At 60.3% G+C, this 24295-nt stretch carries 22 protein-coding genes; 21 read left to right on the plus strand and 1 reads right to left on the minus strand.

All coding sequences use genetic code 11. The features are described from left to right. The first annotated feature begins 10 nt into the window (after positions 1-10). From rpsB to tilS, 18 genes are all read left to right on the plus strand, one after another. Complete coding sequence (rpsB, locus tag BMZ23_RS04550; RefSeq protein ID WP_093473347.1) at positions 11-751, plus strand: 30S ribosomal protein S2; 741 nt, start codon at positions 11-13, stop codon at positions 749-751. Between the two features lie 135 nt (positions 752-886). Beyond that, a complete protein-coding gene (tsf, locus tag BMZ23_RS04555) occupies positions 887-1756 on the plus strand; it encodes a translation elongation factor Ts (protein WP_093473350.1) in 870 nt (289 codons plus the stop codon). A gap of 182 nt (positions 1757-1938) precedes the next feature. After that, positions 1939-2673, plus strand: a complete 735-nt coding sequence (gene pyrH, locus BMZ23_RS04560; RefSeq protein WP_093473354.1) for a UMP kinase — start codon at positions 1939-1941, stop codon at positions 2671-2673. A 3-nt stretch (positions 2674-2676) separates the two neighbouring features. Beyond that, the gene (gene frr / locus BMZ23_RS04565) at positions 2677-3234 is read left to right on the plus strand and encodes a ribosome recycling factor (protein WP_093473357.1); all 558 of its coding nucleotides are present in this window, start codon (positions 2677-2679) and stop codon (positions 3232-3234) included. 19 nt (positions 3235-3253) lie between these two features. Beyond that, positions 3254-3997, plus strand: a complete 744-nt coding sequence (gene uppS / locus BMZ23_RS04570) for a polyprenyl diphosphate synthase (protein WP_093473360.1) — start codon at positions 3254-3256, stop codon at positions 3995-3997. Next, entirely contained in the window at positions 3997-4812 is an 816-nt protein-coding gene (locus BMZ23_RS04575; protein ID WP_093473363.1) for a phosphatidate cytidylyltransferase, read from the plus strand. The genes uppS and BMZ23_RS04575 overlap by 1 nt, the downstream gene beginning before the upstream one ends. Continuing rightward, entirely contained in the window at positions 4809-5993 is a 1185-nt protein-coding gene (gene ispC, locus BMZ23_RS04580; protein ID WP_093473366.1) for a 1-deoxy-D-xylulose-5-phosphate reductoisomerase, read from the plus strand. The genes BMZ23_RS04575 and ispC overlap by 4 nt, the downstream gene beginning before the upstream one ends. 28 nt (positions 5994-6021) lie before the next feature. After that, positions 6022-7383 carry a sigma E protease regulator RseP gene (rseP, locus tag BMZ23_RS04585; RefSeq protein ID WP_093473369.1) on the plus strand — a complete coding sequence of 454 codons (1362 nt, stop codon included), beginning with the start codon at positions 6022-6024 and terminating at the stop codon, positions 7381-7383. A 61-nt stretch (positions 7384-7444) separates the two neighbouring features. Beyond that, positions 7445-9778 carry an outer membrane protein assembly factor BamA gene (gene bamA, locus BMZ23_RS04590; RefSeq protein ID WP_093473372.1) on the plus strand — a complete coding sequence of 778 codons (2334 nt, stop codon included), beginning with the start codon at positions 7445-7447 and terminating at the stop codon, positions 9776-9778. A gap of 82 nt (positions 9779-9860) precedes the next feature. Further along, positions 9861-10325 (plus strand): OmpH/Skp family outer membrane protein, encoded by a 465-nt coding sequence (locus BMZ23_RS04595; RefSeq protein WP_093473657.1) that lies wholly within the window; start codon positions 9861-9863, stop codon positions 10323-10325. Between the two features lie 19 nt (positions 10326-10344). Further along, positions 10345-11388 (plus strand): UDP-3-O-(3-hydroxymyristoyl)glucosamine N-acyltransferase, encoded by a 1044-nt coding sequence (gene lpxD, locus BMZ23_RS04600; RefSeq protein WP_093473375.1) that lies wholly within the window; start codon positions 10345-10347, stop codon positions 11386-11388. Between the two features lie 51 nt (positions 11389-11439). Continuing rightward, positions 11440-11877, plus strand: a complete 438-nt coding sequence (fabZ, locus tag BMZ23_RS04605; RefSeq protein ID WP_093473378.1) for a 3-hydroxyacyl-ACP dehydratase FabZ — start codon at positions 11440-11442, stop codon at positions 11875-11877. Further along, positions 11874-12650: an acyl-ACP--UDP-N-acetylglucosamine O-acyltransferase gene (gene lpxA, locus BMZ23_RS04610; RefSeq protein ID WP_093473381.1), complete on the plus strand. Its 777-nt coding sequence runs from the start codon at positions 11874-11876 to the stop codon at positions 12648-12650. The genes fabZ and lpxA overlap by 4 nt, the downstream gene beginning before the upstream one ends. Before the next feature lie 5 nt (positions 12651-12655). Beyond that, positions 12656-13816: a lipid-A-disaccharide synthase gene (lpxB, locus tag BMZ23_RS04615; protein WP_093473385.1), complete on the plus strand. Its 1161-nt coding sequence runs from the start codon at positions 12656-12658 to the stop codon at positions 13814-13816. Positions 13817-13821: 5 nt separating this feature from the next. Continuing rightward, positions 13822-14418, plus strand: coding sequence for a ribonuclease HII (gene rnhB / locus BMZ23_RS04620; protein ID WP_093473659.1), 597 nt, complete (start codon positions 13822-13824; stop codon positions 14416-14418). 64 nt (positions 14419-14482) lie between these two features. Continuing rightward, positions 14483-18007 (plus strand): DNA polymerase III subunit alpha, encoded by a 3525-nt coding sequence (gene dnaE / locus BMZ23_RS04625; RefSeq protein ID WP_093473388.1) that lies wholly within the window; start codon positions 14483-14485, stop codon positions 18005-18007. A gap of 134 nt (positions 18008-18141) precedes the next feature. Next, the gene (gene accA / locus BMZ23_RS04630) at positions 18142-19098 is read left to right on the plus strand and encodes an acetyl-CoA carboxylase carboxyl transferase subunit alpha (protein WP_093473391.1); all 957 of its coding nucleotides are present in this window, start codon (positions 18142-18144) and stop codon (positions 19096-19098) included. Beyond that, positions 19085-20395, plus strand: coding sequence for a tRNA lysidine(34) synthetase TilS (tilS, locus tag BMZ23_RS04635; protein WP_093473393.1), 1311 nt, complete (start codon positions 19085-19087; stop codon positions 20393-20395). Before accA ends, tilS begins: the two co-directional genes overlap by 14 nt. 6 nt (positions 20396-20401) lie before the next feature. Here the strand turns inward: tilS and BMZ23_RS04640 are convergent, their stop codons facing one another. Then, positions 20402-20674, minus strand: coding sequence for a hypothetical protein (locus BMZ23_RS04640; RefSeq protein WP_093473396.1), 273 nt, complete (start codon positions 20672-20674; stop codon positions 20402-20404). A 138-nt stretch (positions 20675-20812) separates the two neighbouring features. Between BMZ23_RS04640 and BMZ23_RS04645 the strand changes: the two genes are divergently transcribed. The 3 genes from BMZ23_RS04645 (at position 20813) to kdsA (ending at position 24250) form a co-directional block, all read left to right on the plus strand. Continuing rightward, positions 20813-21619, plus strand: coding sequence for an enoyl-CoA hydratase family protein (locus BMZ23_RS04645; RefSeq protein WP_093473399.1), 807 nt, complete (start codon positions 20813-20815; stop codon positions 21617-21619). Positions 21620-21763: 144 nt separating this feature from the next. Next, a complete protein-coding gene (locus BMZ23_RS04650; RefSeq protein ID WP_093473402.1) occupies positions 21764-23395 on the plus strand; it encodes a CTP synthase in 1632 nt (543 codons plus the stop codon). Between the two features lie 9 nt (positions 23396-23404). After that, the gene (gene kdsA / locus BMZ23_RS04655; protein WP_093473405.1) at positions 23405-24250 is read left to right on the plus strand and encodes a 3-deoxy-8-phosphooctulonate synthase; all 846 of its coding nucleotides are present in this window, start codon (positions 23405-23407) and stop codon (positions 24248-24250) included. Positions 24251-24295: the final 45 nt, after the last annotated feature.

Raw genomic sequence — 24295 nt, forward strand, 5'->3', positions numbered from 1 at the left:
CGGAGTTATCATGACCCAAGTTTCAATGCGCGACATGCTCAAGGCCGGTGCCCACTTTGGCCACCAGACCCGTTACTGGAATCCGAAGATGGGCAAGTTCATCTTCGGCGCGCGTAACAAGATCCACATCATCAACCTGGAAAAGACCATGCCGATGTTCCATGAAGCGCTGGGCTTCGTGGAAAAGCTGGCTTCCGGCAAGAACAAGATCCTGTTTGTCGGTACCAAGCGTGCTGCCAGCAAGATCATTGCCGACGAAGCAGCCCGTGCCGGCATGCCCTACGTTGATCACCGCTGGTTGGGCGGCATGCTCACCAACTACAAGACCATCCGCCAGTCGATCAAGCGCCTGCGTGATCTCGAAGTCCAGTCCCAGGACGGTACCTTTACCAAGCTGACCAAGAAAGAAGCCCTGATGCGTTCGCGCGATCTGGAGAAGCTGAATCGTGGTCTGGGCGGTATCAAGGACATGGGCGGTCTGCCGGATGCGCTGTTCGTGATCGACGTTGAACATGAGCGTATTGCGATCACTGAAGCCAACAAGCTGGGCATTCCGGTTATCGGCATTGTCGATACCAACAGCAGCCCGGAAGGCGTTGATTACGTGATCCCCGGCAACGATGACGCCATCCGCGCCATCAAGCTGTATGCCTCTGCTATTGCTGACGCGGTTCTGCGTGGCAAGAACAACGGCGGCGCTGGTGACGAGTTTGTAGAAGAAGCTTCGGCCTCCGAGGCTTCCGAGGGCTGATCGGGCATTTGTCCCGTATTGCCAAGTCGAAAAGGGGGCCATGCCCCCTTTTTGCAATATCCTGACAGCATCATGATTCGGCTGCCCACGTGACCCGGCAGCCTCCCATCAAATACGCATCTAGAGGAATCACTCATGGCAGAGATTACTGCAGCCCTGGTCAAAGAACTGCGCGAGCGTACCGGCCAAGGCATGATGGAATGCAAGAAGGCCCTGGTTGCCACCAACGGTGACATCGAGAAGGCCATCGACGACATGCGCGCTTCCGGTGCCATCAAGGCCGCCAAGAAGGCTGGCAACATTGCCGCCGAAGGTTCGATTGCTATCAAGGTTGCCGCTGACAACAAGTCTGCGGTGATTATCGAAGTGAACTCACAGACCGACTTCCTGGCCATTCAGGATGACTTCAAGGCGTTTGTTGCCGCGAGTCTTGAACGCGCAGTTGAGGCCGGTTACAGCGACGCTGCACCGCTGATCGCCGATCAGGAATCCGCCCGCGAAGCGCTGGTTGCCAAGTGTGGCGAAAACGTCAACATCCGTCGTCTGACCCGTGTTGAAGGCGAGGTTGTGGGTGCTTACCTGCACGGTCATCGCATCGGTGTGACTGTAACCCTGAAGGGTGGTAACGAGGAACTGGCACGCGATATCGCCATGCACGTGGCAGCCAGCAACCCGCAGTTCCTTGACCCGTCGCAGGTGTCCGAGGAAGCCGTGGCCAAGGAAAAGGAAATTTTCCTGCAGCTGAACGCCGACAAGATTGCCGGCAAGCCGGAAAATATCGTCGAGAACATGGTCAAGGGCCGCATCAGCAAGTTCCTCGCCGAGGGCAGTCTGGTCGAGCAGCCGTTCGTCAAGGATCCGGAAGTCAAGGTTGGTGATCTGGCGAAGAAGGCTGGTGCCGAGATTCTTGGCTTTGTCCGCTTTGAAGTGGGCGAGGGTATCGAGAAGGCCGAGAGCGACTTTGCTGCCGAAGTGGCTGCCCAGGTGGCCGCTGCCAAGCAGTGATCACTCGATTGGCATTACATCGGTCAATGTCCGGCATTTATCCGGCAATTGCCCGTTGAGCAGTTCAGGAGGCTTCCCGTGCAAACGGGAGGCCTCTTTTTCAAGAAGCATTGAACAAGTTGTCATTCGAGCAGTCAGTGCAACGTGTTGAGTGTTTCTCCAATTCCAGCAGGAGATGAGTCATGGTCCATACCCCCAGCAGTCGTCAGCCCAAATACAAGCGTATCCTTCTCAAGCTCAGCGGTGAGGCCCTGATGGGTACCGAAGACTTCGGTATCGATCCCAAGGTGCTGGATCGCATGGCGCTGGAAATCGGACAGCTGATCGGTATCGGTGTGCAGGTTGGTCTGGTCATCGGTGGTGGTAACCTGTTCCGCGGTGCGGCCCTGAGCGCGGCCGGTATGGACCGGGTCACCGGCGACCATATGGGGATGCTGGCCACGGTGATGAACTCGCTGGCGCTGCGTGATGCCCTGGAACGTTCGAATATCCAGACCCGGGTGATGTCGGCGATTACCATGGAGGGCGTGACCGAGCATTACGACCGGCGCAAGGCCATGCGCTATCTGGCCGGTGGTGACGTGGTAATATTCTCCGCCGGTACCGGTAACCCGTTCTTTACCACGGATACCGCAGCCTGTCTGCGCGGTATCGAGATGGATGCCGACCTGGTGCTCAAGGCAACCAAGGTCGATGGTGTGTACAATGCCGATCCGATGAAGGATCCGAATGCCGAGCGTTTCGATACCCTGACCTATGACCAGGTACTGGACCTCAAGCTCGGCGTCATGGACCTGACTGCCATCTGCCTGATCCGTGATCACCGGATGCCGTTGCGGGTCTTCAATATGAACAAGCCTGGCGCCCTGCTGAATGCCGTGGTGGGTAGCGCCGAAGGAACTCTGATCGAGGGTTGAACAATGATCAATGACATCAAGCAGGAAGCGCAGACGCGCATGAAAAAGTCGGTTGAGGCGCTGGACCATGCCTTTGCCAAGATTCGTACCGGCCGCGCGCATCCGAGCATCCTCGACAGCGTCATGGTTTCTTACTACGGCTCTGATACTCCGCTGCGCCAGGTCGCCAACGTTATCGTTGAGGATTCCCGCACCCTGGCACTGACTGTTTTTGACCGCAGCATGATCCAGGCTGTTGAGAAAGCTATCATGACGTCGGACCTGGGGTTGAATCCGGCGACTGCCGGCACCACCATTCGTGTGCCCATGCCGGCGCTTACCGAGGAAACCCGCAAGGGCTTCACCAAGCAGGCTCGATCCGAGGCAGAAAATGCCCGGGTGGCAGTACGTAATATCCGTCGCGATGCACTGGGCCAGCTGAAAGACCTGCAGAAGGACAAGGAGATCAGCGAGGACGAAGAGCGTCGTGCCGCTGATGAGGTGCAGAAACTCACTGACAAGTTTGTCGCCGAGATCGAAAAGGCCCTTGAAACCAAGGAAGCGGATCTGATGGCGGTCTGACCGTCATCGAAGCATCCCTATGACAGATATCACCGGTTCAGCGGCTGTGCCACGCCATGTGGCGGTCATCATGGACGGCAACAACCGCTGGGCGCGCAAGCGCCTGCTGCCGGGTGTTGCCGGCCACAAGGCGGGCGTCAGTGCGGTGCGTGCCGCGATCGAAGTGTGCGCCGAAAGCGGTGTTGAGGTGCTGACCCTGTTCGCCTTCTCCAGTGAAAACTGGCAGCGACCGGCAGATGAGGTCGGCGCCCTGATGGACCTTTTTCTTGGTGCCCTGCGTCGGGAAGTGCGACGTCTTGCAGAGCACGATATTCGTTTGCGTATCATTGGCGAGCGTTCGCGTTTTTCCCCCGAGCTGCAACAGGCCATGGCCGATGCCGAGGCGCTGACCGCCAGCGGTCAGCGCATGACTCTGGTGGTGGCGGCCAATTATGGCGGGCAATGGGATATTACCCAGGCTGCCTGTCGCCTGGCGCAGCAGGTGGCCGACGGTCGCCTGCAGCCCGGGCAAATCGATGCGGCGCAGATACAGGCGCAGTTGGCCACCGCCGAGTGGCCGTTGCCGGATCTGTGTATCCGTACTGGCGGCGAACGGCGTATAAGTAATTTTCTTCTGTGGCAGCTGGCCTATGCCGAGCTGTACTTTTCCGAACTGTTCTGGCCGGATTTCCGGCATGCGGCCATGCGCGAGGCGCTGGCCGATTATGCCGGGCGGCAGCGCCGTTTCGGCAAGACCAGCGAACAGATAGCAGCGGAGTCCTGATGCTCAAACAACGGGTGATTACCGGCGTGATACTGGCGCCCCTTGCGATTGCCGGCTTTGTCTGGCTGCAGGACGGCTGGTTTGCCCTGTTTGTCGGTGCCATCGTTACCCTTGGGGCCTGGGAGTGGGCCCGACTGGCCGGTGAACAGGGGCAGAAGGGTCGAATCGTCTATGCCCTGGCCGTGGCGTTGCTGATGGCCGGTCTCTGGCGTGACAGCTGGGCGCCACAGTATCTGTTATGGCCGGCAATGGGCTGGTGGTTGCTGGCGGCCTTCCTGGTGGTGCGTTATCCCGCAGGCAGGGGGATTTGGGTCGGCTCGATGATCGCCCAGCTGTTCGGTCTGCTGGTGTTGTTGCCAGCCTGGTACGGACTGGTCTGGCTGCGTGGCCAGGAGCATGGTTTGTGGCTGATTCTGGCCTTGGTGGTGCTGGTATGGGCTGCCGATATTGGCGCCTACTTTGCCGGCAAAACCTTCGGAAAACACAAATTGATGCCGCGTGTCAGCCCCGGCAAGACCCTTGAGGGGCTGTTGGGCGGGGTGCTGCTGACCCAGTTGCTGGCGCTGGCGGCGCTGCTCTGGCTGGGCTGGAGTCTGGCTTCAATTCTGGTGGCCCTGTGTGGCGCGCTGCTGGTAGTACTGGTATCGGTGCTGGGTGATCTGACCGAGAGCCTGTTCAAGCGTGAACAAGGGCTCAAGGACAGCAGCAAGCTGCTGCCCGGGCATGGTGGTGTGCTGGATCGTATTGACAGCCTGACGGCAGCCATTCCCACCTTCAGTCTGTTGTGGCTGCTGTTCGGAGCGCGTCTCGGGTGAGTCTGCAACAGGTAACGGTACTGGGTGCTACCGGATCGATCGGCCTGAGCACCCTGGATGTGTTGGCGCGCCACCCTGAGTCCTATCAGGTGCATGCGTTAACCGGGCACAGCCGTATCGAGTTGCTGGCCGAGTTGTGTGTCCGCCATCGGCCGGTCTGTGCCGTGGTGGGCGTCAGCGAACAGGCTGACTGGTTGCAGGCCAGACTTCAGCGCGACGGCCTTGCTACCCGAGTGCTCTGGGGTGCCCAGGCACTGTGCGAGGTGGCAGCAGATCCCCGGTCAGATACAGTAATGGCTGCGATAGTAGGTGCTGCCGGGTTGGAGCCGACATTGGCTGCGGTGATGGCCGGCAAGCGCGTGCTGCTGGCCAACAAGGAAGCCCTGGTGATGGGCGGCGCCCTGTTTATGCAGGCGGTGCGTGAACATGATGCCCTGTTGCTGCCGATAGACAGCGAGCACAACGCAATCTTCCAGTGCATGCCGCCGACGACACACGCCGGACTGGCACGTGCCGGAGTTCGTCGCATACTGCTGACCGCCTCCGGCGGCCCCTTCCGTGACTGGCCGCTGGAACAACTGGCAACAGTCACTCCGGAGCAGGCCTGTGCCCATCCCAACTGGTCCATGGGGCGCAAGATTTCAGTGGATTCCGCGACCATGATGAACAAGGGGCTGGAGCTGATCGAAGCCTGCTGGCTGTTCGATGCCACGCCCGATCAGGTCGAGGTGCTGGTGCATCCGCAAAGTGTAATCCACTCGCTGGTCGATTATGTCGACGGCTCGGTGTTGGCCCAGCTGGGCAATCCGGATATGCGCACCCCCATTGCCCACGCACTGGCCTGGCCAGAGCGTATTGACTCGGGAGTCAGTCCGCTGGATCTGCTGGCAGTTTCGCGCCTGGACTTCCGCGCCCCTGATCCGGAACGTTTTCCCTGTCTTGATCTGGCCCGCCAGGCGATGCATGCCGGCGGGACGGCCTGTGCTGTGCTGAATGCGGCCAACGAGGTGGCAGTCGAGGCTTTTCTGCAGCAGCGTATCGGCTTTGTCGAGATAGCCGAGTTGAATGCGGCGGTGTTGAACTCCCTGCCGGCAGAGCCTGTCACAGACTTGCATCAGGTGCTGGATGCTGATCGGCGATCGCGCCAGTCGGCCCGGGATTGGCTCGGGCGGCACCACTGATGCAGCTTAACCGGCTACGGGAGTCTTGATGGACTTGCTGTTTACCTTGCTCGCAACCCTGGTCGCTCTGGGCTTGCTGGTTACCATTCATGAGTACGGCCACTTCTGGGTGGCGCGCCGTTGCGGTGTGCGGGTGTTGCGTTTCTCGATTGGTTTCGGAGCACCGCTGTATCGCTGGTATGATCGGCATGGTACCGAGTTCATGATTGCCAGCATTCCGTTGGGCGGTTACGTGAAAATGCTTGACGAACGAGAGGCCGAGGTGCCTGTCGAGCAGCTGGATCAGGCATTCAACCGCAAGTCGGTTAAGCAGCGTATTGCCATAGTGGCAGCAGGCCCTCTGGCCAACTTCCTGCTGGCCTTGCTGGCATTCTGGGTGGTGGCCGTGGTCGGCCTGACCACCGTAAAGCCGGTTACCGGTGTGCCTGAGGCGGGCAGTATTGCCGAGCGTGCCGGTCTGCGCGAGGGGCTGGAAATCGTTGCCGTCGACGGTGCGACAGTCAGCAGCTGGCATGACATCAATCTACGACTGATCCGCAGACTTGGCGAAAGCGGTACGCTGGGCATAAGTGCTCGCGAGCTGGCCGGCGGTGAACCGCAAAACTACAGTCTGGTGCTGGATGGATGGCTGCGCGGTGTGGATCAGCCGGACCCGCTTGGCGCCCTTGGCTTGACCAGTTGGCAGCCGCAGGTATTGCCGCGCATAGGTCAGGTTAATCCGGATGGCGCCGCACAGCGGGCCGGCCTGCAGGTTGATGACCTGATTGTTCGTGTTGATGGTGTGCCTGTGAATGACTGGGTGACCGGGCTGGTGCCGCTGATCCAGACGTCGCCCGGGCAACCGTTGGCGCTGGAGGTCGAACGGGGAGGCCGGTTGATCGAACTGACCCTTGTTCCAGATGGGCGCGAAAGTGATCAGGGGTTGCAGGGTTTTGCCGGTGTCGGCGTGGCTGCCTTCGAGTGGCCTGATCACATGTTGCGGCGAATCAGCTACAACCCGCTGCTGGCCATTCCGGTTGCCGCCGGCAGAACCTGGGACATGACAGTCCTGACACTGGAATCCCTGCAGAAGATGCTGACCGGACTGGTCTCGGCAAAAAACTTGAGTGGCCCGATAACCATTGCTAAAGTGGCGGGCGCCTCGGCCAGATCAGGACTGGAAAGTTTTCTCAGTTTTATTGCCTATCTGAGTATCAGTCTTGGTGTGCTCAATTTGTTGCCGATACCGGTGTTGGATGGTGGGCATTTGCTGTTTTATGCAGCCGAATGGGTGCGTGGCAAGCCGTTATCGGAGCGGATACAGGCCTGGGGGCTGCAGATCGGCCTGGCGCTGATTCTCTGCATCATGCTGTTTGCCATATACAACGATTTGAGTCGGCTGGGCGGTTGACCCGGCTTCAGGGTGGCGAGAATGTCTGCGCCACTGCAACATTTCAGTCAGAACGGATTTCATGAAACGCTACCTTTTGCCCGCATTACTGCTGAGCCTGCTGGCTTCGGCAGCCCAGGCCGATACCTTCGAGGTTTCCGACATCCGCATTAACGGTCTGCAGCGCGTCTCGGCTGGCAGTGTATTTTCTGCCCTGCCGCTGAATATCGGTGACCAGCTGGACCAGCAACGGCTGGTTGAAGCCAGTCGCTCGCTGTTTTCCACTGGTTTTTTCCAGGATATCCAGTTGGGTCGTGAAGGTGATGTGCTGGTGATCAACGTGGTAGAGCGCCCGTCAATTGCCACCATCGAACTTGAGGGCAACAAGGCAATCAAGAGCGAAGATCTGCTCAATGGCTTGCGTCTGGCGGGCCTGGCCGAAGGCGAGATTTTCCAGCAGGCGACCCTGGAAGGGGTGCGTAACGAGTTGCTGCGCCAGTACGTGGCCCAGGGCCGCTACTCGGCCGATATCCAGGCTGAGGTGATTGCCGAGCCGCGTAACCGTGTGTCACTGAAAATCACTATTGATGAAGGCAAGGTAGCCTCCATCCGCCACGTCAACGTGGTTGGCAATACGGTATTCAGCAATGAGGATCTGGCCGCACTGTTCGAGCTGAAAAGCAGCCGCTGGTGGCGCTTTTTCAGCAGTGCAGACAAATACTCGCGGGAAAAGCTCGGAGGCGATCTTGAGCGCCTGCGTTCCTGGTATCTGAACCGTGGCTATATCAACATGGATATCGCCTCCACCCAGGTATCGATCAGTCCTGATAAAAAGCACGTGTTCATCACCGTCAACATCAATGAAGGCGAGCAGTACAGCGTTCGCGACGTGCGCCTGTCCGGTGATCTGGTCGTCGAGGAGGAGGCGGTACGCAGCCTGCTGCTGATCGAGCAGGGCCAGGTTTTCTCGCGCGAGGTGATGACGGCCAGTTCAGACCTGATTACCCGGCGTCTGGGCAACGAGGGCTATACCTTTGCCAACGTCAACGCCGTTCCCGAGGTGCACGAGGAAGATCGTACGGTTAGCGTGAATTTCTTTGTTGATCCGGGCAAGCGCGCCTATGTCAACCGTATCGACTTCCGTGGCAACACCAAGACCGATGACGAGGTGCTGCGCCGGGAGATGCGCCAGATGGAAGGTGGCTGGGCCTCGACCCACCAGATCGATCGCTCGAAGTCCCGTCTGGAACAGCTGGGGTTCTTCAAGGAAGTGAATGTCGAGACCCTTCCTGTGCCCGGTGTGGACGACCAGGTCGATGTCAATTTCACGGTTGAGGAGCAGCCTTCCGGTTCGGTAACTGCCAGCCTTGGTTTTGCCCAGGGTACCGGTCTTATCCTGGGTGGCTCGATCAGCCAGAACAATTTCTTCGGTACCGGCAACCGTGTCAGCTTCAGTGCCAACCGCTCGGAATACCAGACGGCCCTGTCCTTCGGCTTTGTCGACCCCTACTTCACCGTGGATGGCGTCAGCCTTGGCTACAATGCCTTTTACCGCACCACCGATTACGACCGCCTGAACGTTGATGTGTCCAGTTATGCGGTGGATTCCTACGGCGCCGGTTTCAACTTTGGTTATCCGGTCAGTGATACCTCGCGCCTGAATTTCGGGCTGAGCGTACAGAATGACAAGGTCAAGACTGGTACCTTTACCGTCAAGGAAATCATTGGGTTTCTTGATGAAGAGGGAGATAATTTCAACAGCCTGAAGTTCAGTACCGGTTGGAGCCAGTCGACGCTGAACCGCGGCGTGTTCCCAGATCGCGGACACTCCCAGTCGGTACGTTTCGAAACAACCCTTCCCGGCAGCGACCTGAGCTTCTATTCGGTGGATTACCGGGCGCAGAAGTATTTCCGCATGAGTGATGACCTGACCCTGCGTCTGCACAGTGATCTGGGTGTGGTGAAGAACTATGGCTCAACCAGCCAGGTACCCTTTTTCGAACATTATTATGTGGGCGGCATAGGCTCGCTGCGTGGTTATCGTGACAGCAGTGTAGGTCCGCGCAGTACGCCAAGTGACCTTGATCCGGACCGGGATGCCTTGCCCTTTGGCGGTAATATCAAGGTTGCCGGTGGTGCCGAGGTGATATTCCCGCTGCCCTTTGTGCAGGATCAGCGCTCCATGCGTACCGTGCTGTTTGCCGACTTCGGCAACGTCTATACCGATACCTGTCTGCGCGGCAACCCGAACTGCACCACAGGTGTCGATCTGGGTGACCTGCGCTATAGCGTCGGCGTAGGTCTGAACTGGTTGACCGCACTGGGTCCGCTGGGGTTCAGTCTGGGCGTGCCGCTGAACAAGCAGTCGGGTGACAAGACCCAGGTATTCCAGTTCACCCTGGGCCAGACTTTCTGAACCAACAACAACCATCACTGCCTAGCAGGAGTTATAGAGAGTGCAAAAGTACATAGCGGTTGCAATTTTGTCGGTACTGGCCATGGCCAGCTTCCCTGCTGCAGCGCAGATGAAGATTGCCGTGCTGGACTACCAGATGGCGTTGCTCGAATCGGATGCGGCCAAGCGTTACGCGACCGATACCGAGAAGAAGTTTGCCGCACAGTTGCAGCGACTGCGAAACCTGGAAACCGAAGCCAAGCGCCTGCAAGAGCGCATGGAGCGTGACGGCAGCAAGCTGACACAGACCGAACTGGAAAAGCTCGAACTGGAATTTCGCCAAAAGGCCCGCGAGTTCCAGGTGCAGTCCCGCGAGCTGAACGAAGCCAAGGCCGGTGCTGACCGCGAGATGCTGGAGACCCTCAAGCCGAAGCTGGATCAGTCGGTGGAAGCTGTTCTCAAGGCGGGTGACTATGACATGGTCATTGATCGTGCCGCCGTGGTTGAGGTCAAGCCGCAGTTCGATATCACCCGCCAGGTGATCGAACGTCTGAACAGTCTGCGTTGATTGCTGCGGAGTAGAGCAGATGAAACTTGCCGAGTTGGCTCAATGGCTGGATGCACGGCTGCGCGGTGATGGTCAGGCGGAAATTTCCGGTCTGGCCTCGCTGCAGGACGCCGGGCCGGCCCAGCTGAGTTTTCTGGCCAACTCGCAGTACCGCAAGCAGTTGGCAACAACGGCAGCGGGCGCTGTGCTGCTGCGTGAAGACGATCTGGACGGGTTTGCCGGCAATGCACTGGTCGTTGCCGACCCCTATCTTGCCTATGCGCGGATTTCCCACCGTTTTGATCGCAAGCCGCAGGCAGATGCTGGCATCCATCCTACAGCGGTGGTGCACGCTCGGGCACGGGTCGACGAATCTGCCAGTATTGGCCCGCATGTAGTGATCGAGGCTGATGCCGTTGTAGGACCTCGCGTAACCCTTGGGGCTGGCTGTTTTGTCGGCGCACGAAGCTGTATCGGTGCTGGCGGCTGGCTGGCTCCCCGGGTAACCGTGTACCACGATGTGAGCATTGGCGAGCGGGTAGTTATTCAGTCCGGCGCTGTGATTGGCGGCGAAGGCTTCGGTTTTGCCAACCAGCAGGGTGAGTGGCACAAGATTGCCCAGATCGGTGGTGTGCGTATCGGTAATGATGTGGAAATCGGTGCCAATACTTGTATCGACCGTGGCGCGCTTTCCGATACGCTGATCGGCAATGGCGTCAAGCTCGACAACCAGATCCAGATTGCCCACAACGTTCAGGTCGGCGATCACACGGCAATGGCTGCCTGTGTCGGTATTTCCGGCAGTACCCGTATCGGCCGGCATTGCATGATTGCCGGCGGTGTGGGCATGGTTGGCCATATCGATATCTGCGATAACGTGTTCGTCAGCGGCATGACCATGGTTACCCGCTCTATCACCGAGCCGGGAGCCTATTCGTCGGGCACTGCCATGCAGACTGCCGGTGACTGGAAGAAAAGCGCGGCACGCCTGCGCCAGATTGACAGCCTGTTCAAGCGGGTGCAGCAGCTGGAAAAACAGCTGCAGGGCGTGACCAGCGGGTCAGCAGATTCATCTGAGACCTGAACGGCGCAGTGCGCTACCTATCCCCATTATTTCTGCAAGGCCTTCGCATTCATGGATATCAATGAAATCAGAGAGTATTTGCCACACCGTTACCCGTTTTTGCTGGTAGACCGGGTGGTTGAGCTCGATCTGGAGCAGCGCCGTATCAGTGCGTACAAGAATGTGTCGGTCAACGAGCCCTTTTTCAACGGCCATTTCCCCGGTCATCCGATCATGCCGGGCGTGTTGATTATCGAGGCCATGGCCCAGGCAGCCGGTCTACTGGGTTTTCGCATGATGAATACCAAGGCTGAGGATGGCACCCTCTACTACTTTGTCGGCACCGACAAACTACGATTCCGCCAGCCGGTGGTGCCGGGTGATCAGTTGCAACTGGAAGCCCAGTGGCTGAGCAACAAGCGCGGCATCTGGAAGTTTGCCTGTCGTGCACTGGTTGACGGCAAGGAAGCCTGCTCCGGCGAAATCATCTGCGCGGAACACAAGGTATGAGTCGAATTCATCCCCTGGCCATTGTGGACCCGTCCGCCCGGCTGGCGGATGACGTCGAGGTGGGCCCCTGGACGCTGATCGGTGCCGATGTGGAAATCGGTCCCGGTTGTGTGATCGGGCCGCATGTGGTCATCCGTGGGCCGACCCGTATTGGTGCCGGTAACCGGATCTTCCAGTTCGCCTCGGTGGGGGAGGACTGCCAGGACAAGAAGTACGCCGGCGAGCCGACCCGACTGGAAATCGGTGACCACAACGTGATCCGTGAGGGCTGCACCATCCATCGCGGCACCGTGCAGGATCAGGGCATTACCCGCATCGGCAGTCACAACCTGCTGATGGCCTATGTGCATGTGGCGCATGATTGCGTGGTCGGCGATCACATCATCATGGCCAACAACGCGACCATCGCCGGGCACGTGCATGTTGGCAATGGCGCCATCCTCGGCGGCTACACCACAGTGCACCAGTTCTGCCGCATCGGTGATTTCGCCATGAGCGCGGCCAACAGTGCGGTATTCAAGGATATTCCGGCGTTCGTCATGGTTGGTGGCAATCCGGCCGAGGCGCATGGCATGAACTTCGAGGGCATGCGCCGGCGTGGTTACAGTCCCGAACTGATCAGCGCCCTGCGCCGCGCCTACAAGGTGGTCTATCGCCAGAGTTTGACCTTGCAGGATGCGCTGGTCGAACTGCAACAGGCAGCTGAGCAGTATCCGGAGATCGCCCTGTACCGCGACTCCATCCTTGCCTCTACCCGCGGCATCACCCGCTGAACGGCATGTCCGATCGTCCCCTGTGTATTGCCCTGGTTGCCGGCGAAGCCTCCGGGGACACCCTGGGTGCCGGGCTGATTCGTGCTCTCCGCCAGCAGTATCCGCAGGCACGCTTTATCGGTATCGGTGGTCCGCGCATGCTGGCCGAGGGCATGCAGACCCGCGTGCCAATGGAGCGCCTGTCGGTGATGGGGCTGGTCGAGGTGCTTGGGCGCCTGCGCGAACTGCTGCGTATTCGCCGGGAGCTGGTGGATTACCTGAAGGCCGAGCAGCCGGATGTATTCATCGGCATAGACGCGCCGGATTTCACCCTGGGGGTCGAGCGCCGCCTGCGTGAGGCCGGCATTCCCACCGTGCATTATGTCAGCCCTTCGGTCTGGGCCTGGCGCGAGAAACGCGTGCTGGGTATTCGCCAGTCCACCGACCTGATGCTGACGCTATTCCCCTTCGAGGAGGCGGTCTACCAGCGCCATGGCGTGCGCGTGCGCTGTGTCGGACACACCCTGGCCGATCGTATTGCACTGCAGCCGGGTCGAGCGGCGGCACGTCAGACCCTGGGTATTGCCGATGACGCGCGTCTGCTGGCACTGCTGCCAGGCAGTCGCAATGGCGAACTGCGCAAACTGGGCCGGTTGTTTCTGGACACGGCGCACTGGTGTCTGCAGCGCCAGCCGGATCTGCAGTTTGTGCTGCCCTGCGCCAACCCCGAGCGCCGTGCCCAGATGGAGGCGATCCTTGCCGAGTCCGGTCTGAAGTTGCCGCTGACCCTGCTCGATGGCCAGGCCCAAGAGGCGCTGGCCGCCTGTGATGCGGTGCTGATTGCCTCGGGTACCGCCACGCTGGAGGCGATGCTGTTCAAGCGGCCGATGGTGGTGGCCTACCGCATGGCCGGGTTGACCTTCCGCATACTCAAACGGCTGGTCAAGGTTGGCCATGTGGCGCTGCCCAACCTGCTCGCCGGACGTGAGGTGGCCCCGGAGTTCCTGCAGGATGCGGCGACTCCCGAGGCGCTTGGCGAAGCCTTGCTGGCTCGGCTGCAACCCAGCCCGGAACGTGCTGATGCCGAACGTACCTTCCTCGAATTGCACCAGTTGCTGCGCCGCGATGCTGATCAGACGGCGGCCAATGCCATTCTCGAACTGCTGCGTGACAAGGGCCGGCTGTGACTCAGCTGAGTATCGACTGGCTGTTGCCGGGCGAGGGTGAACTGGTCGCCGGGGTTGATGAGGTTGGCCGTGGGCCCTTGTGTGGCGCGGTGGTAACCGCTGCGGTGATTCTCGACCCAAGCCGCCCGATTGAAGGTCTGAACGACTCCAAGAAGCTCAGCGAGGCACGTCGTGAGGCACTGTTTCCGCTGATCCAGCAGCAGGCGCTGGCCTGGTGCATTGCCCGCGCCGAGGTTGAGGAAATCGACCAGCTGAATATCCTGCAGGCCACTCTGCTGGCCATGCAGCGGGCGGTTGCCGGGCTGTCGATCACTCCGCAGCGGGTGCTGGTCGACGGCAACCGTTGCCCGACGCTGCCGATGCCGGCGGCGGCGGTGGTCAAGGGGGATAGCCGGGTGCCGGCGATTGCCGCGGCTTCAATTCTGGCCAAAGTGGCGCGCGACCGTGAAATGGGCGAGCTGGATCTACGCTATCCGGGCTACGGGCTGGCCAAACACAAGGGCTATCCGACACCGCTGCACCTGGCCGCCCTGCGCCAGCTTGGCGTGACGCCGATCCACCGGCGCTCCTTTGCTCCGGTGCGCGCATTGCTTGAGTGCTGAACTGGCCGCCAGCCGACCCCGCCGTTACAATCCAGCTTCAACTTCCGATCTGTACAGGCCTGCCATGCAACCCCGTTTTATTCACCTGCGTCTGCACACCGAATTCTCCCTGGTTGACGGGCTGGTCAAGATCAAGCCGCTGATCAAGGCGCTGGAGCAGGCTGGTATGCCGGCAGTGGCGGTGACCGATCAGAGCAACATGTGCAGTCTGGTGAAGTTCTACAAGACCGCCATGGGTGCCGGCATCAAGCCGATCTGCGGCGCCGATGTCTGGCTGCTGGGCCGCGACGAGCCCGACCAGCTTGGGCGCCTGACCCTGCTGGCGATGGATCAGCAGGGCTACCGCAACCTGACTGAACTGATCTCCCGGGGGTTTACCGAAGGTCAGCGCAATGGTCTGGCAACCCTGCAGCGCGAGTGGCTGGCGAGCGCCAGTGACGGACTGATTGCCCTGTGCGGGGCCCGTGAAGGCGAAATCGGCCAGGCCCTGCTGGCTGACAACCAGCCGCTCGCTGACCAGCTACTGGCGTACTGGATGGGTGTGTTTCCCCAGCGTTTCTACCTGGAGCTGCAGCGCACCAGTCGGCTGAATGACGAGGAACACCTGCATGCAGCCGTCGCCTTGGCCAGTCGTAGCGGCTGTCCGGTGGTGGCGACCAATGATGTGCGTTTTCTGCGCCGCGAAGACTTCGAGGCCCACGAGACCCGCGTATGCATTGGCGAGGGCCGCGCGCTGGGGGATCCGCGGCGGGTTCGCCAGTACAGCGAAGAGCAGTATCTGAAAAGCGAAGAGGAGATGTGCGCGCTGTTTGCCGACATCCCCGAGGCGCTGGCCAACTCGGTGGAGATTGCCAAGCGCTGCAATCTTGAGGTGCAGCTGGGCAAGCACTTCCTGCCGGATTTCCCGATTCCCGAGGGCATGACCATCGAGGAGTTCTTCCGCAAGGTGTCCTTCGAGGGGCTGGAGGAACGGCTTAAGGTGATACTGCCGGAGGGTGCGCCGGATCGCGACAGTCGCCGTCAGTTGTATGTTGATCGGCTGAATTTCGAGCTCGATATCATCAATCAGATGGGTTTTCCCGGCTACTTCCTGATCGTCATGGACTTTATTAAGTGGGCCAAGCAGAACGGCGTCCCTGTGGGTCCGGGACGCGGGTCGGGTGCCGGCTCGCTGGTCGCCTACTCGCTGCTGATCACCGATCTGGACCCGCTGCAGTACGACTTGCTGTTCGAGCGCTTCCTCAACCCGGAGCGGGTGTCGATGCCCGACTTCGACGTCGACTTCTGCATGGAAGGGCGCGACCGGGTGATCGACTATGTGGCCGACATGTATGGCCGCAACGCGGTATCACAGATCATCACCTTCGGCACCATGGCGGCCAAGGCGGTGGTGCGCGATGTGGCGCGGGTGCAGGGCAAGTCCTATGGCCTGGCCGACAAGCTGTCGAAGATGATTCCCTTCGAGGTCGGCATGACCCTGGAGAAGGCCTTCGAGCAGGAGGAGCCGCTGCGCGAGTTCCTCGCCGCCGACGAGGAGGCCCAGGAAATCTGGGACATGGCGCTGAAACTCGAAGGCATCACCCGTAATGTTGGCAAGCATGCCGGTGGCGTGGTGATTGCGCCGACCAAACTGACCGATTTTGCGCCGCTGTATTGTGACGAGGCCGGTGGCGGTCTGGTGACCCAGTTCGACAAGGATGATGTGGAGGCGGCCGGTCTGGTCAAGTTCGACTTCCTTGGCCTGCGCACCCTGACCATCATCAAGTGGGCGATGGAAACCATCAACCGTGACCGCGCCCAGCAGGCTAAGGAGCCGCTGAATATCGACTTCATCCCGCTGGATGACGGCCCGACCTATCAGATGCTGCAGCGTGCCGAAACCACCGCGGTGTTCCAGCTGGAATCGCGCGGCATGAAGGAGCTGATCAAGAAACTCAAGCCGGACTGCCTGGAAGACCTGATCGCCCTGGTCGCGCTGTTCCGCCCCGGCCCGCTGCAGTCAGGGATGGTTGACGACTTTATCAACCGCAAGCACGGGCGTGCCGAGTTGTCCTATCCGCACCCGGACTACCAGTACGCCGGGCTGGAGCCGGTGCTGAAGCCGACCTACGGCATCATTCTGTATCAGGAACAGGTGATGCAGATCGCCCAGGTGATGGCCGGCTACACCCTCGGCGGCGCCGACATGCTGCGCCGGGCGATGGGCAAGAAAAAGCCCGAGGAAATGGCCAAGCAGCGCGGCGGCTTTATCGAGGGCTGTGCGCAGAATGGTATCGATGCTGATCTGGCCGGCAATATCTTTGATCTGGTGGAAAAATTCGCTGGTTATGGTTTCAACAAGTCGCACTCGGCGGCCTACGGCCTGGTCTCCTACCAGACCGCCTGGCTGAAGGCGCACTATCCGGCGCCCTTTATGGCGGCGGTACTGTCAGCGGATATGCACAACACCGACAAGGTGGTCACGCTGATCGAGGAATGCCGCAGCATGAAGCTGCGCATGCGTGCGCCGGATGTGAATGTCTCGGAGTTCAAGTTCACGGTCGATGGCCAGGGTGACGTGGTCTATGGCCTGGGCGCGATCAAGGGTGTGGGTGAGGGGCCGGTGGAAACCATCGTGGAAACCCGTCAGGCCGGTGGCCCGTTCCGTGACCTGTTCGATTTCTGCGCACGCATTGACCACAAGCGGATCAACAAGCGGGTGATGGAAGCGCTGATTCGCAGTGGCGCACTGGACCGCCTCGGCCCCTTCTACGATGATGAGCCGCAGGCCTACCAAAAGCTTATTGACCGTAACCGGGCCGCCCTGATGGCGGCGATGGAGGAGGCGATTGCCTCGGCGGAGCAGACCGCGCGCAGCGCCGACAGTGGTCACGACGACCTGTTCGGTGAATTGCTCGGCCCCTCCACCGAGCGTGATGTGTACGCCAGCTACAGCAGCGTGCGCGAGTGGACCTTCAAGGAGCGTCTGCGCGGCGAGAAGGACACCCTCGGGCTTTACTTGACCGGTCATCCGATTGACGAGTATGAGCAGGAAGTGCGGCGTTTTGCCCGCCAGCGCATTCTCGACCTGAAACCCTCGCGTGACAGCCAGACCATCGCCGGACTGGTCTTCGACCTGCGGGTGATGAAGAACAAGCGCGGCGACAAGGTCGGTTTTGTGATGCTCGATGATCGCTCTGCGCGCATCGAGGTGTCGCTGTTTGCCGAAGCCTTTGCTGCGGCGCAGAACCTGCTGCAGAAGGATGCGCTGGTGGTGGTCGAGGGTGAGGTGGCGATTGACGACTTCTCCGGCGGCATGCGCATGCGCGCCAAGCGGGTGATGAGTCTGGAGGAGGCGCGCACCACGCTGCTCGACAGTGTGCGTCTGTGTCTCGACAGTCGCGCGCAGGATGCTGCCAGCATGCAACGCTTGCAGCAGATTCTGCGTCAACACGCCGGTGACTGCCCGGTAACGGCCCAGGTGCAACGTGCAGGGGCAGTCGCGTTACTGAGACTGGGTGACGACTGGCGGGTCGAGCCGGCTGACCAGTTGTTGCAGAGTCTGCGTGACCAGTTCGGCAAAGACAGCGTCTCCCTGCACTACAGATAGTGGGCAGCTAAAGTTCCGGCATACCCGGATACCGGCAAGGGTGTCCGGTTCTCGACTGCCATGCGGCAATCCCGTAAGGTATTGCCGGACAACTTCAAGAAGGCCTGCGGGCCGCACAGCGGATATGGATGCGTATGAGCAAGAGCCAGAAATACCTGGAGTTCGAACAGCCAATTGCCGACCTGCAGGCGAAGATCGAGGAGCTGCGGCTGGTCGGCAGTGACAACTCGCTCAACATCGGTGAAGAGATCAGCAAGCTGCAGGACAAGAGCCGGGCTCTGACTGAAAGCATCTTTGCCAATCTGAACAGCTGGCAAATCGCCCAGATGGCCCGGCACCCGCAGCGGCCCTATACACTGGATTACATCCAGCATATTTTTACCGACTTCGAAGAGCTGCATGGTGATCGGCATTTTGCCGATGACGCGGCCATTGTCGGTGGTATTGCGCGTCTGGATGACCGCCCGGTAATGGTCATTGGTCATCAGAAGGGGCGTGACGTCAAGGAGAAGGTACGTCGTAATTTCGGTATGCCCAAGCCCGAGGGCTATCGCAAGGCCTGCCGCTTGATGCAGATGGCCGAGCGTTTCCGCATGCCGATCATCACCTTTATCGACACGCCCGGTGCTTATCCCGGCATTGATGCCGAGGAGCGTGGGCAAAGCGAGGCGATTGCCTGGAACCTGCAGGTGATGGCTCGGCTGAAAACCCCGATCATCTCCACAGTGATCGGTGAGGGCGGCTCCGGCGGGGCACTGGCGATCGGTGTCTGTGACCGCCTGATGATGCTGCAATATTCCACCTATTCGGTCATTTCCCCGGAGGGTTGTGCCTCGATTCTCTGGAAAAAGGCCGACAAGGCTCCCGACGCCGCCGAAGCCATGGGTATGGCGGCGCCGCGTCTGAAGGAGCTGGGGCTGGTCGATCAACTGGTGCCCGAACCTCTGGGTGGTGCGCACCGGCATCCAAGGGATACGGCGGCACGGATCAAGTCCGCGTTGCTTGAGCAGTTGGCCGAGCTTGACAGCTATGACGTTGACGGGCTGCTGGAGCAACGTTACGAGCGCCTGATGTCCTTTGGCACCGTCTGACCCGTCCCTGTTGCGGGCGCTTCAGCACCAGCTGAGCGCCCACTCCGACGCCCCGGCGCTCTGGCTGGGGTTATCCGGCGGCCTTGACTCGATGCTGCTGCTGGATCTGCTGGCCGAACTGACCAGTACCTCGACATGCCCCCCCTTGCGCGCCATACATGTGCACCATGGCCTGCATCCGCTGGCTGACCAGTGGGCAGCGCTCTGTGTTCGCGCCTGTGCCCGATATGGCGTGCCATTACAGGTTGAACGGGTGGTTCTGGCAAGGCAGGCCTCTATTGAGGAGGCGGCACGGGACGCTCGCTATGCCGTCTATGAGCGTCTGCTCGGGCCAGGCGATCTGCTGTTGCTGGCTCAGCATGCCGATGATCAACTGGAGACCCTGATCTTCCGTGCCTTGCGTGGTGCCGGCCTGCGCGGGCTGGCAGGCATGCCGCGTCAGCGTCCGTTGGGGCGGGGCCATTTGCTCAGACCCCTGCTGGATGTCAGCCGTGCCGAACTCGAAACAGCTGCACACCAGCGTAACCTTCAATGGGTTGAGGATCCGGCCAATGCCGATCCGCGTTTTGCGCGTAGCTGGCTGCGCCACACGGCCTTGCCGGCCTTGCGTCGGCAGTGGCCGCAGACCGACCGGAGCTTGTTACGACTGGCAGGGCACGTAGCTGAAGCAGGCGCGTTGTTGGATGAATTGGCCGAGGCAGATATGGGTGCGCTGGCCCATGTTGATACCGACCCCTGGTTGAAGCAGTGGCCTGCGCTTCAATTGCCTGGACTGCGACGCTTGTCGGCGCCGCGCCAACGTAACCTGTTACGCGGTTGGTTGCTGGCTCAGGGGTGCCGTTTGCCGGACCAGCGTCATCTGCTGGCGTTGCAGCAGCAGTTTGACCGGGGCTCTACAGCTGGGCTGCGCTGGGAAATCGACGATGCCTGTGTGCTGGGTGGAGTAGAGCAGTTGTGGCTGCTTCCGGCTGGTGGCATGCCGGCAGGTCAGTCAGAGCCATTGCCTGATGTGGCTGAGTTGCGGCTGTCAGGGGGTAATGGTCTGCTCAGGCAGTCAGGTGAACGTCCATCCGGCGAGTGGCAGATACGCTATCGTACCGGGGGTGAACTTATCCGAATGGCCGGACGTCCGACGCAAACCCTCAAAAAACTGTTTCAGGAGGCGGGCATTCCAGCCTGGTTGCGGCCGGCGGTGCCGCTGATCCACTACCAGGGAGAACTGGTGAGTGTCGGTGGACGCTGGCAAGCGGCAAATGCACCGGCCAGCTGGTGCGTACACTGGTTTCCCGCTGGCTGACCTGGTTCAGGGCAGTTGCCAGGTGCTGCGATCGCTCCTGCTTGGCTCGGGGCCGAGGCTTTCATTGACCTGTTGCTCACAGGCCTGATGGATATCACTGGCACCAAGATCGGAAGCCTTCAGGCAGTCGGCTATGGCGTTGTGTCGGGTGATCAGGTAGTTGATCCGTACTTCGGCGAAGTGACTGATGTCGGGGCGCTTCAGCAGGCTATGACTGTGGACCATCTGGACGACGATCAGCGTGAGCACTATGGCGATGAGTATCCTTACGATATTCATACTACACATTCCCTATGCATATGATGGCAAATTGTGGTCTTGTGCCGGTCTGTGGCAAAAAACCCTTTGACCATAACGTAAAGTACGGCGCATCGCCAGTATTTTGATGCCAGTGCCAGAACCCTTCATGGAGCCCTTATGAGCCAGCCTTGTTCACAGGACGATATCGTTCTCTGCCAGCGCAGTGGCGCCACCTGCATTCTTACCCTGAACCGTCCGCAGCGGCGCAATGCGCTGGAAACCGCCACCTATCAGTTGATGAACCGCTATCTGGATGAGGCATTGGATGACCCGACGGTTGCTAACCTGGTGCTGCGTGGAGCCGGAGATTTCTTTTGTTCGGGCGGTGATTTGCTGGCACTGGAAACCCGGGCCGCGCTGGCGGTGGAGGAGCGCGCGGCGTTGATCGAACACCTGCATACGCTGGTACGGCGCCTGCGCTCATCGCCAAAGCCGGTGATTGCCGCCATCGAGGGTGGCGCGGCGGGTGCCGGTGCCTCGTTGGCGTTTGCCTGTGATCTGGTGGTGGCGGCGCGTGACAGCTATGTGTCGCTGGCCTACGTCAAGGCCGGGCTGGTTCCCGACGGCGGCGGTTCGGCATTTCTGGCACTGTCGCTGCCGCATCAGCTGGCGGCGGAAATTGCCCTGTTTGGTGAGCGCCTGCCGATCGAACGGCTGGCAGCGGCAGGCGTGGTCAATCGTCTGGTGGAGCCGGGACAGGCACTGACAGTGGCCTTGCAGCTGGGTGAGCAGCTGGCAGGTGGCGCGCGGCAATCGCAGACGGCAATCCTTGAACTGCTCGACAGTGCCCAGCGTGAGGTCTTTGAGCGCCAGCTTGATCGTGAGCGCGACTTGATGGCGGTGGCGCTTGGTTCAGCCGAGGCGGCTGAGGGTATCGCGGCCTTCAAGGGCAAGCGCGCTCCGGATTTTGCCCGTTTGTATTGATCGATGGTGGTGTTTCGGATTGAGCAAGGCGGGGGGGTCTGGTATCCTGACGTCCCATCTTGACGAGACTTTGGGAAAGGTTACTTTCCCGGCTCCCTTCGTTCCCTTGCGGCCCGGCCGCCACAGTTCAAACACGGATTTTTCATGACGCGCTACATTTTCGTCACGGGTGGTGTTGTTTCCTCTTTGGGCAAGGGCATTGCTTCTGCATCCCTGGCCGCCATACTGGAAGCGCGCGGACTCAAGGTCACCATGCTCAAGCTGGATCCCTATATCAACGTGGATCCCGGGACCATGAGTCCGTTCCAGCACGGCGAGGTTTTCGTCACCCATGACGGCGCCGAAACCGATCTGGATCTGGGGCACTACGAGCGTTTCGTGCGCACCACCATGACCCAGAACAACAACTTCACCACCGGCCGCGTCTATGAGCACGTGCTGCGCAAGGAGCGCCGGGGTGACTATCTGGGTGCGACCATTCAGGTAATTCCGCACATCACCGATGAGATCAAGGACCGCATCATCAAGGGTGCTGCCGGCGCCGATGTGGCGCTGGTGGAAATCGGCGGAACGGTCGGCGATATCGAATCACAGCCGTTCCTTGAGGCGATTCGCCAGTTGCGTGTGGAGGTCGGTGCCAAGCGTGCCATGCTGATGCACCTGACCCTGGTGCCCTATATCGCCACTGCCGGCGAAACCAAGACCAAGCCGACCCAGCATTCGGTGAAAGAGCTGCGCTCCATCGGCCTGCAACCGGACGTGCTGGTCTGCCGTTCCGACCACCCGATCGACCTGTCCTCACGGCGCAAGATCGCGTTGTTCACCAACGTTGAAGAGCGTGCGGTGATTGCCCTGGAGGATGTCGACACCATTTACCGGATCCCCGGCGTCCTGCATGCCCAGGGGCTGGACGATTTCGTCGTCGAGCGTTTCGGTCTGGAATGCGGTCAGGCCGACCTTGATGAGTGGGAGCGGGTGGTGGATGCCAAACTGAATCCCGAGCATGAAGTGACCATCGCCATGGTCGGCAAGTACATGGAGCTGCTGGATGCCTACAAGTCGCTGATCGAGGCGCTCAGTCATGCCGGCATCCAGACCCGCACCAAGGTCAATGTGCGCTATATCGATTCTGAGGATATCGAGACCAAGGGCACTGCAGTACTGGAAGGGGTGGATGCCATTCTGGTGCCTGGCGGCTTCGGTCTGCGCGGGGTCGAGGGCAAGATTCGCACCGTGCAGTATGCCCGTGAAAATCGCATTCCTTACCTGGGCATCTGCCTGGGCATGCAGGTGGCCGTGATTGAATACGCGCGTGATGTCCTGGGCTGGGCTGACGCCAACTCCAGTGAATTCGACAAGACCAGCACGCATCCGGTGGTGGGTCTGATCACCGAGTGGCAGACCGCGACCGGTGACCGCCAGCAGCGCGATGAGGCGTCCGATCTGGGTGGCACCATGCGTCTTGGCGGTCAGGAATGTGCGCTGGAGCCTGGCTCGCGGGCGCATGCCTGCTATGGCAAGGACACCATTGTCGAGCGTCACCGTCACCGCTACGAGGTGAACAACAACCTGCTGCCCGAGTTGCAGGCTGGTGGTCTGAAAATTACCGGTCGTTCAGTGGATGGCGCGCTGGTCGAAGTGGTCGAAGTCGAGGATCATCCGTGGTTCGTCGCCTGCCAGTTCCACCCCGAATTCACCTCCACCCCGCGTGACGGCCATCCGCTGTTTACCGGGTTCGTCAATGCGGCGCTGACCCAGCGCAGCAGCAAGGACTGAGGCGCAGCCATGAGCAACAAGACCGTCGTCGTCGACAATATCCGCATCGCCAATGATCTGCCCTTTGTGCTGTTCGGTGGCATGAATGTGCTGGAGTCGCGTGATCTGGCGTTGCGCATCTGCGAAACCTATGTCGAGGTTTGCGGCAAGCTGCAGATTCCTTACGTGTTCAAGGCCAGCTTCGACAAGGCCAACCGATCTTCCATCCACTCCTTCCGCGGTCCGGGGCTGGATGAAGGTCTGAAGATCTTCGAGGAGATCAAGCAGACCTTCAAGGTGCCGGTAATCACCGACGTGCATGAGCCGCATCAGGCTGTTCCGGTGGCCGAGGTCTGCGACATCATCCAGTTGCCGGCGTTTCTCTCGCGCCAGACCGATCTGGTGGTGGCTATGGCAAAGACCGGTGCGGTGATCAATATCAAGAAGGCGCAGTTTCTCGCGCCGCAGGAAATGCAGCACATCCTCACCAAGTGCGAGGAGGCCGGCAATGACCGGCTGATTCTCTGCGAGCGGGGCTCCAGCTTCGGCTACAACAATCTGGTGGTCGACATGCTGGGCTTTGGCATCATGAAGCAGTTCGAATACCCGGTGTTTTTTGATGTTACCCACGCCCTGCAGATGCCGGGTGGTCGCAGTGATTCCGCCGGTGGACGGCGTGCCCAGGTCACCGACCTGGCCAAGGCCGGACTCAGCCAGGGGCTGGCCGGACTGTTCCTCGAGGCGCATCCGGACCCGGATAATGCCAAGTGCGACGGCCCCTGTGCCCTGCGCCTGGACAAACTGGAGCCTTTCCTCACCCAGCTCAAGGCACTCGACGAGCTGGTCAAGGGTTTCCCGCCGCTGGAAACCGCCTGAGCAATCCCGATTTTCCTTTGCAAACCAATGGAGCATTCAGCAAGC

This window comes from Halopseudomonas yangmingensis (assembly GCF_900114825.1).
GTDB lineage: Bacteria > Pseudomonadota > Gammaproteobacteria > Pseudomonadales > Pseudomonadaceae > Halopseudomonas > Halopseudomonas yangmingensis.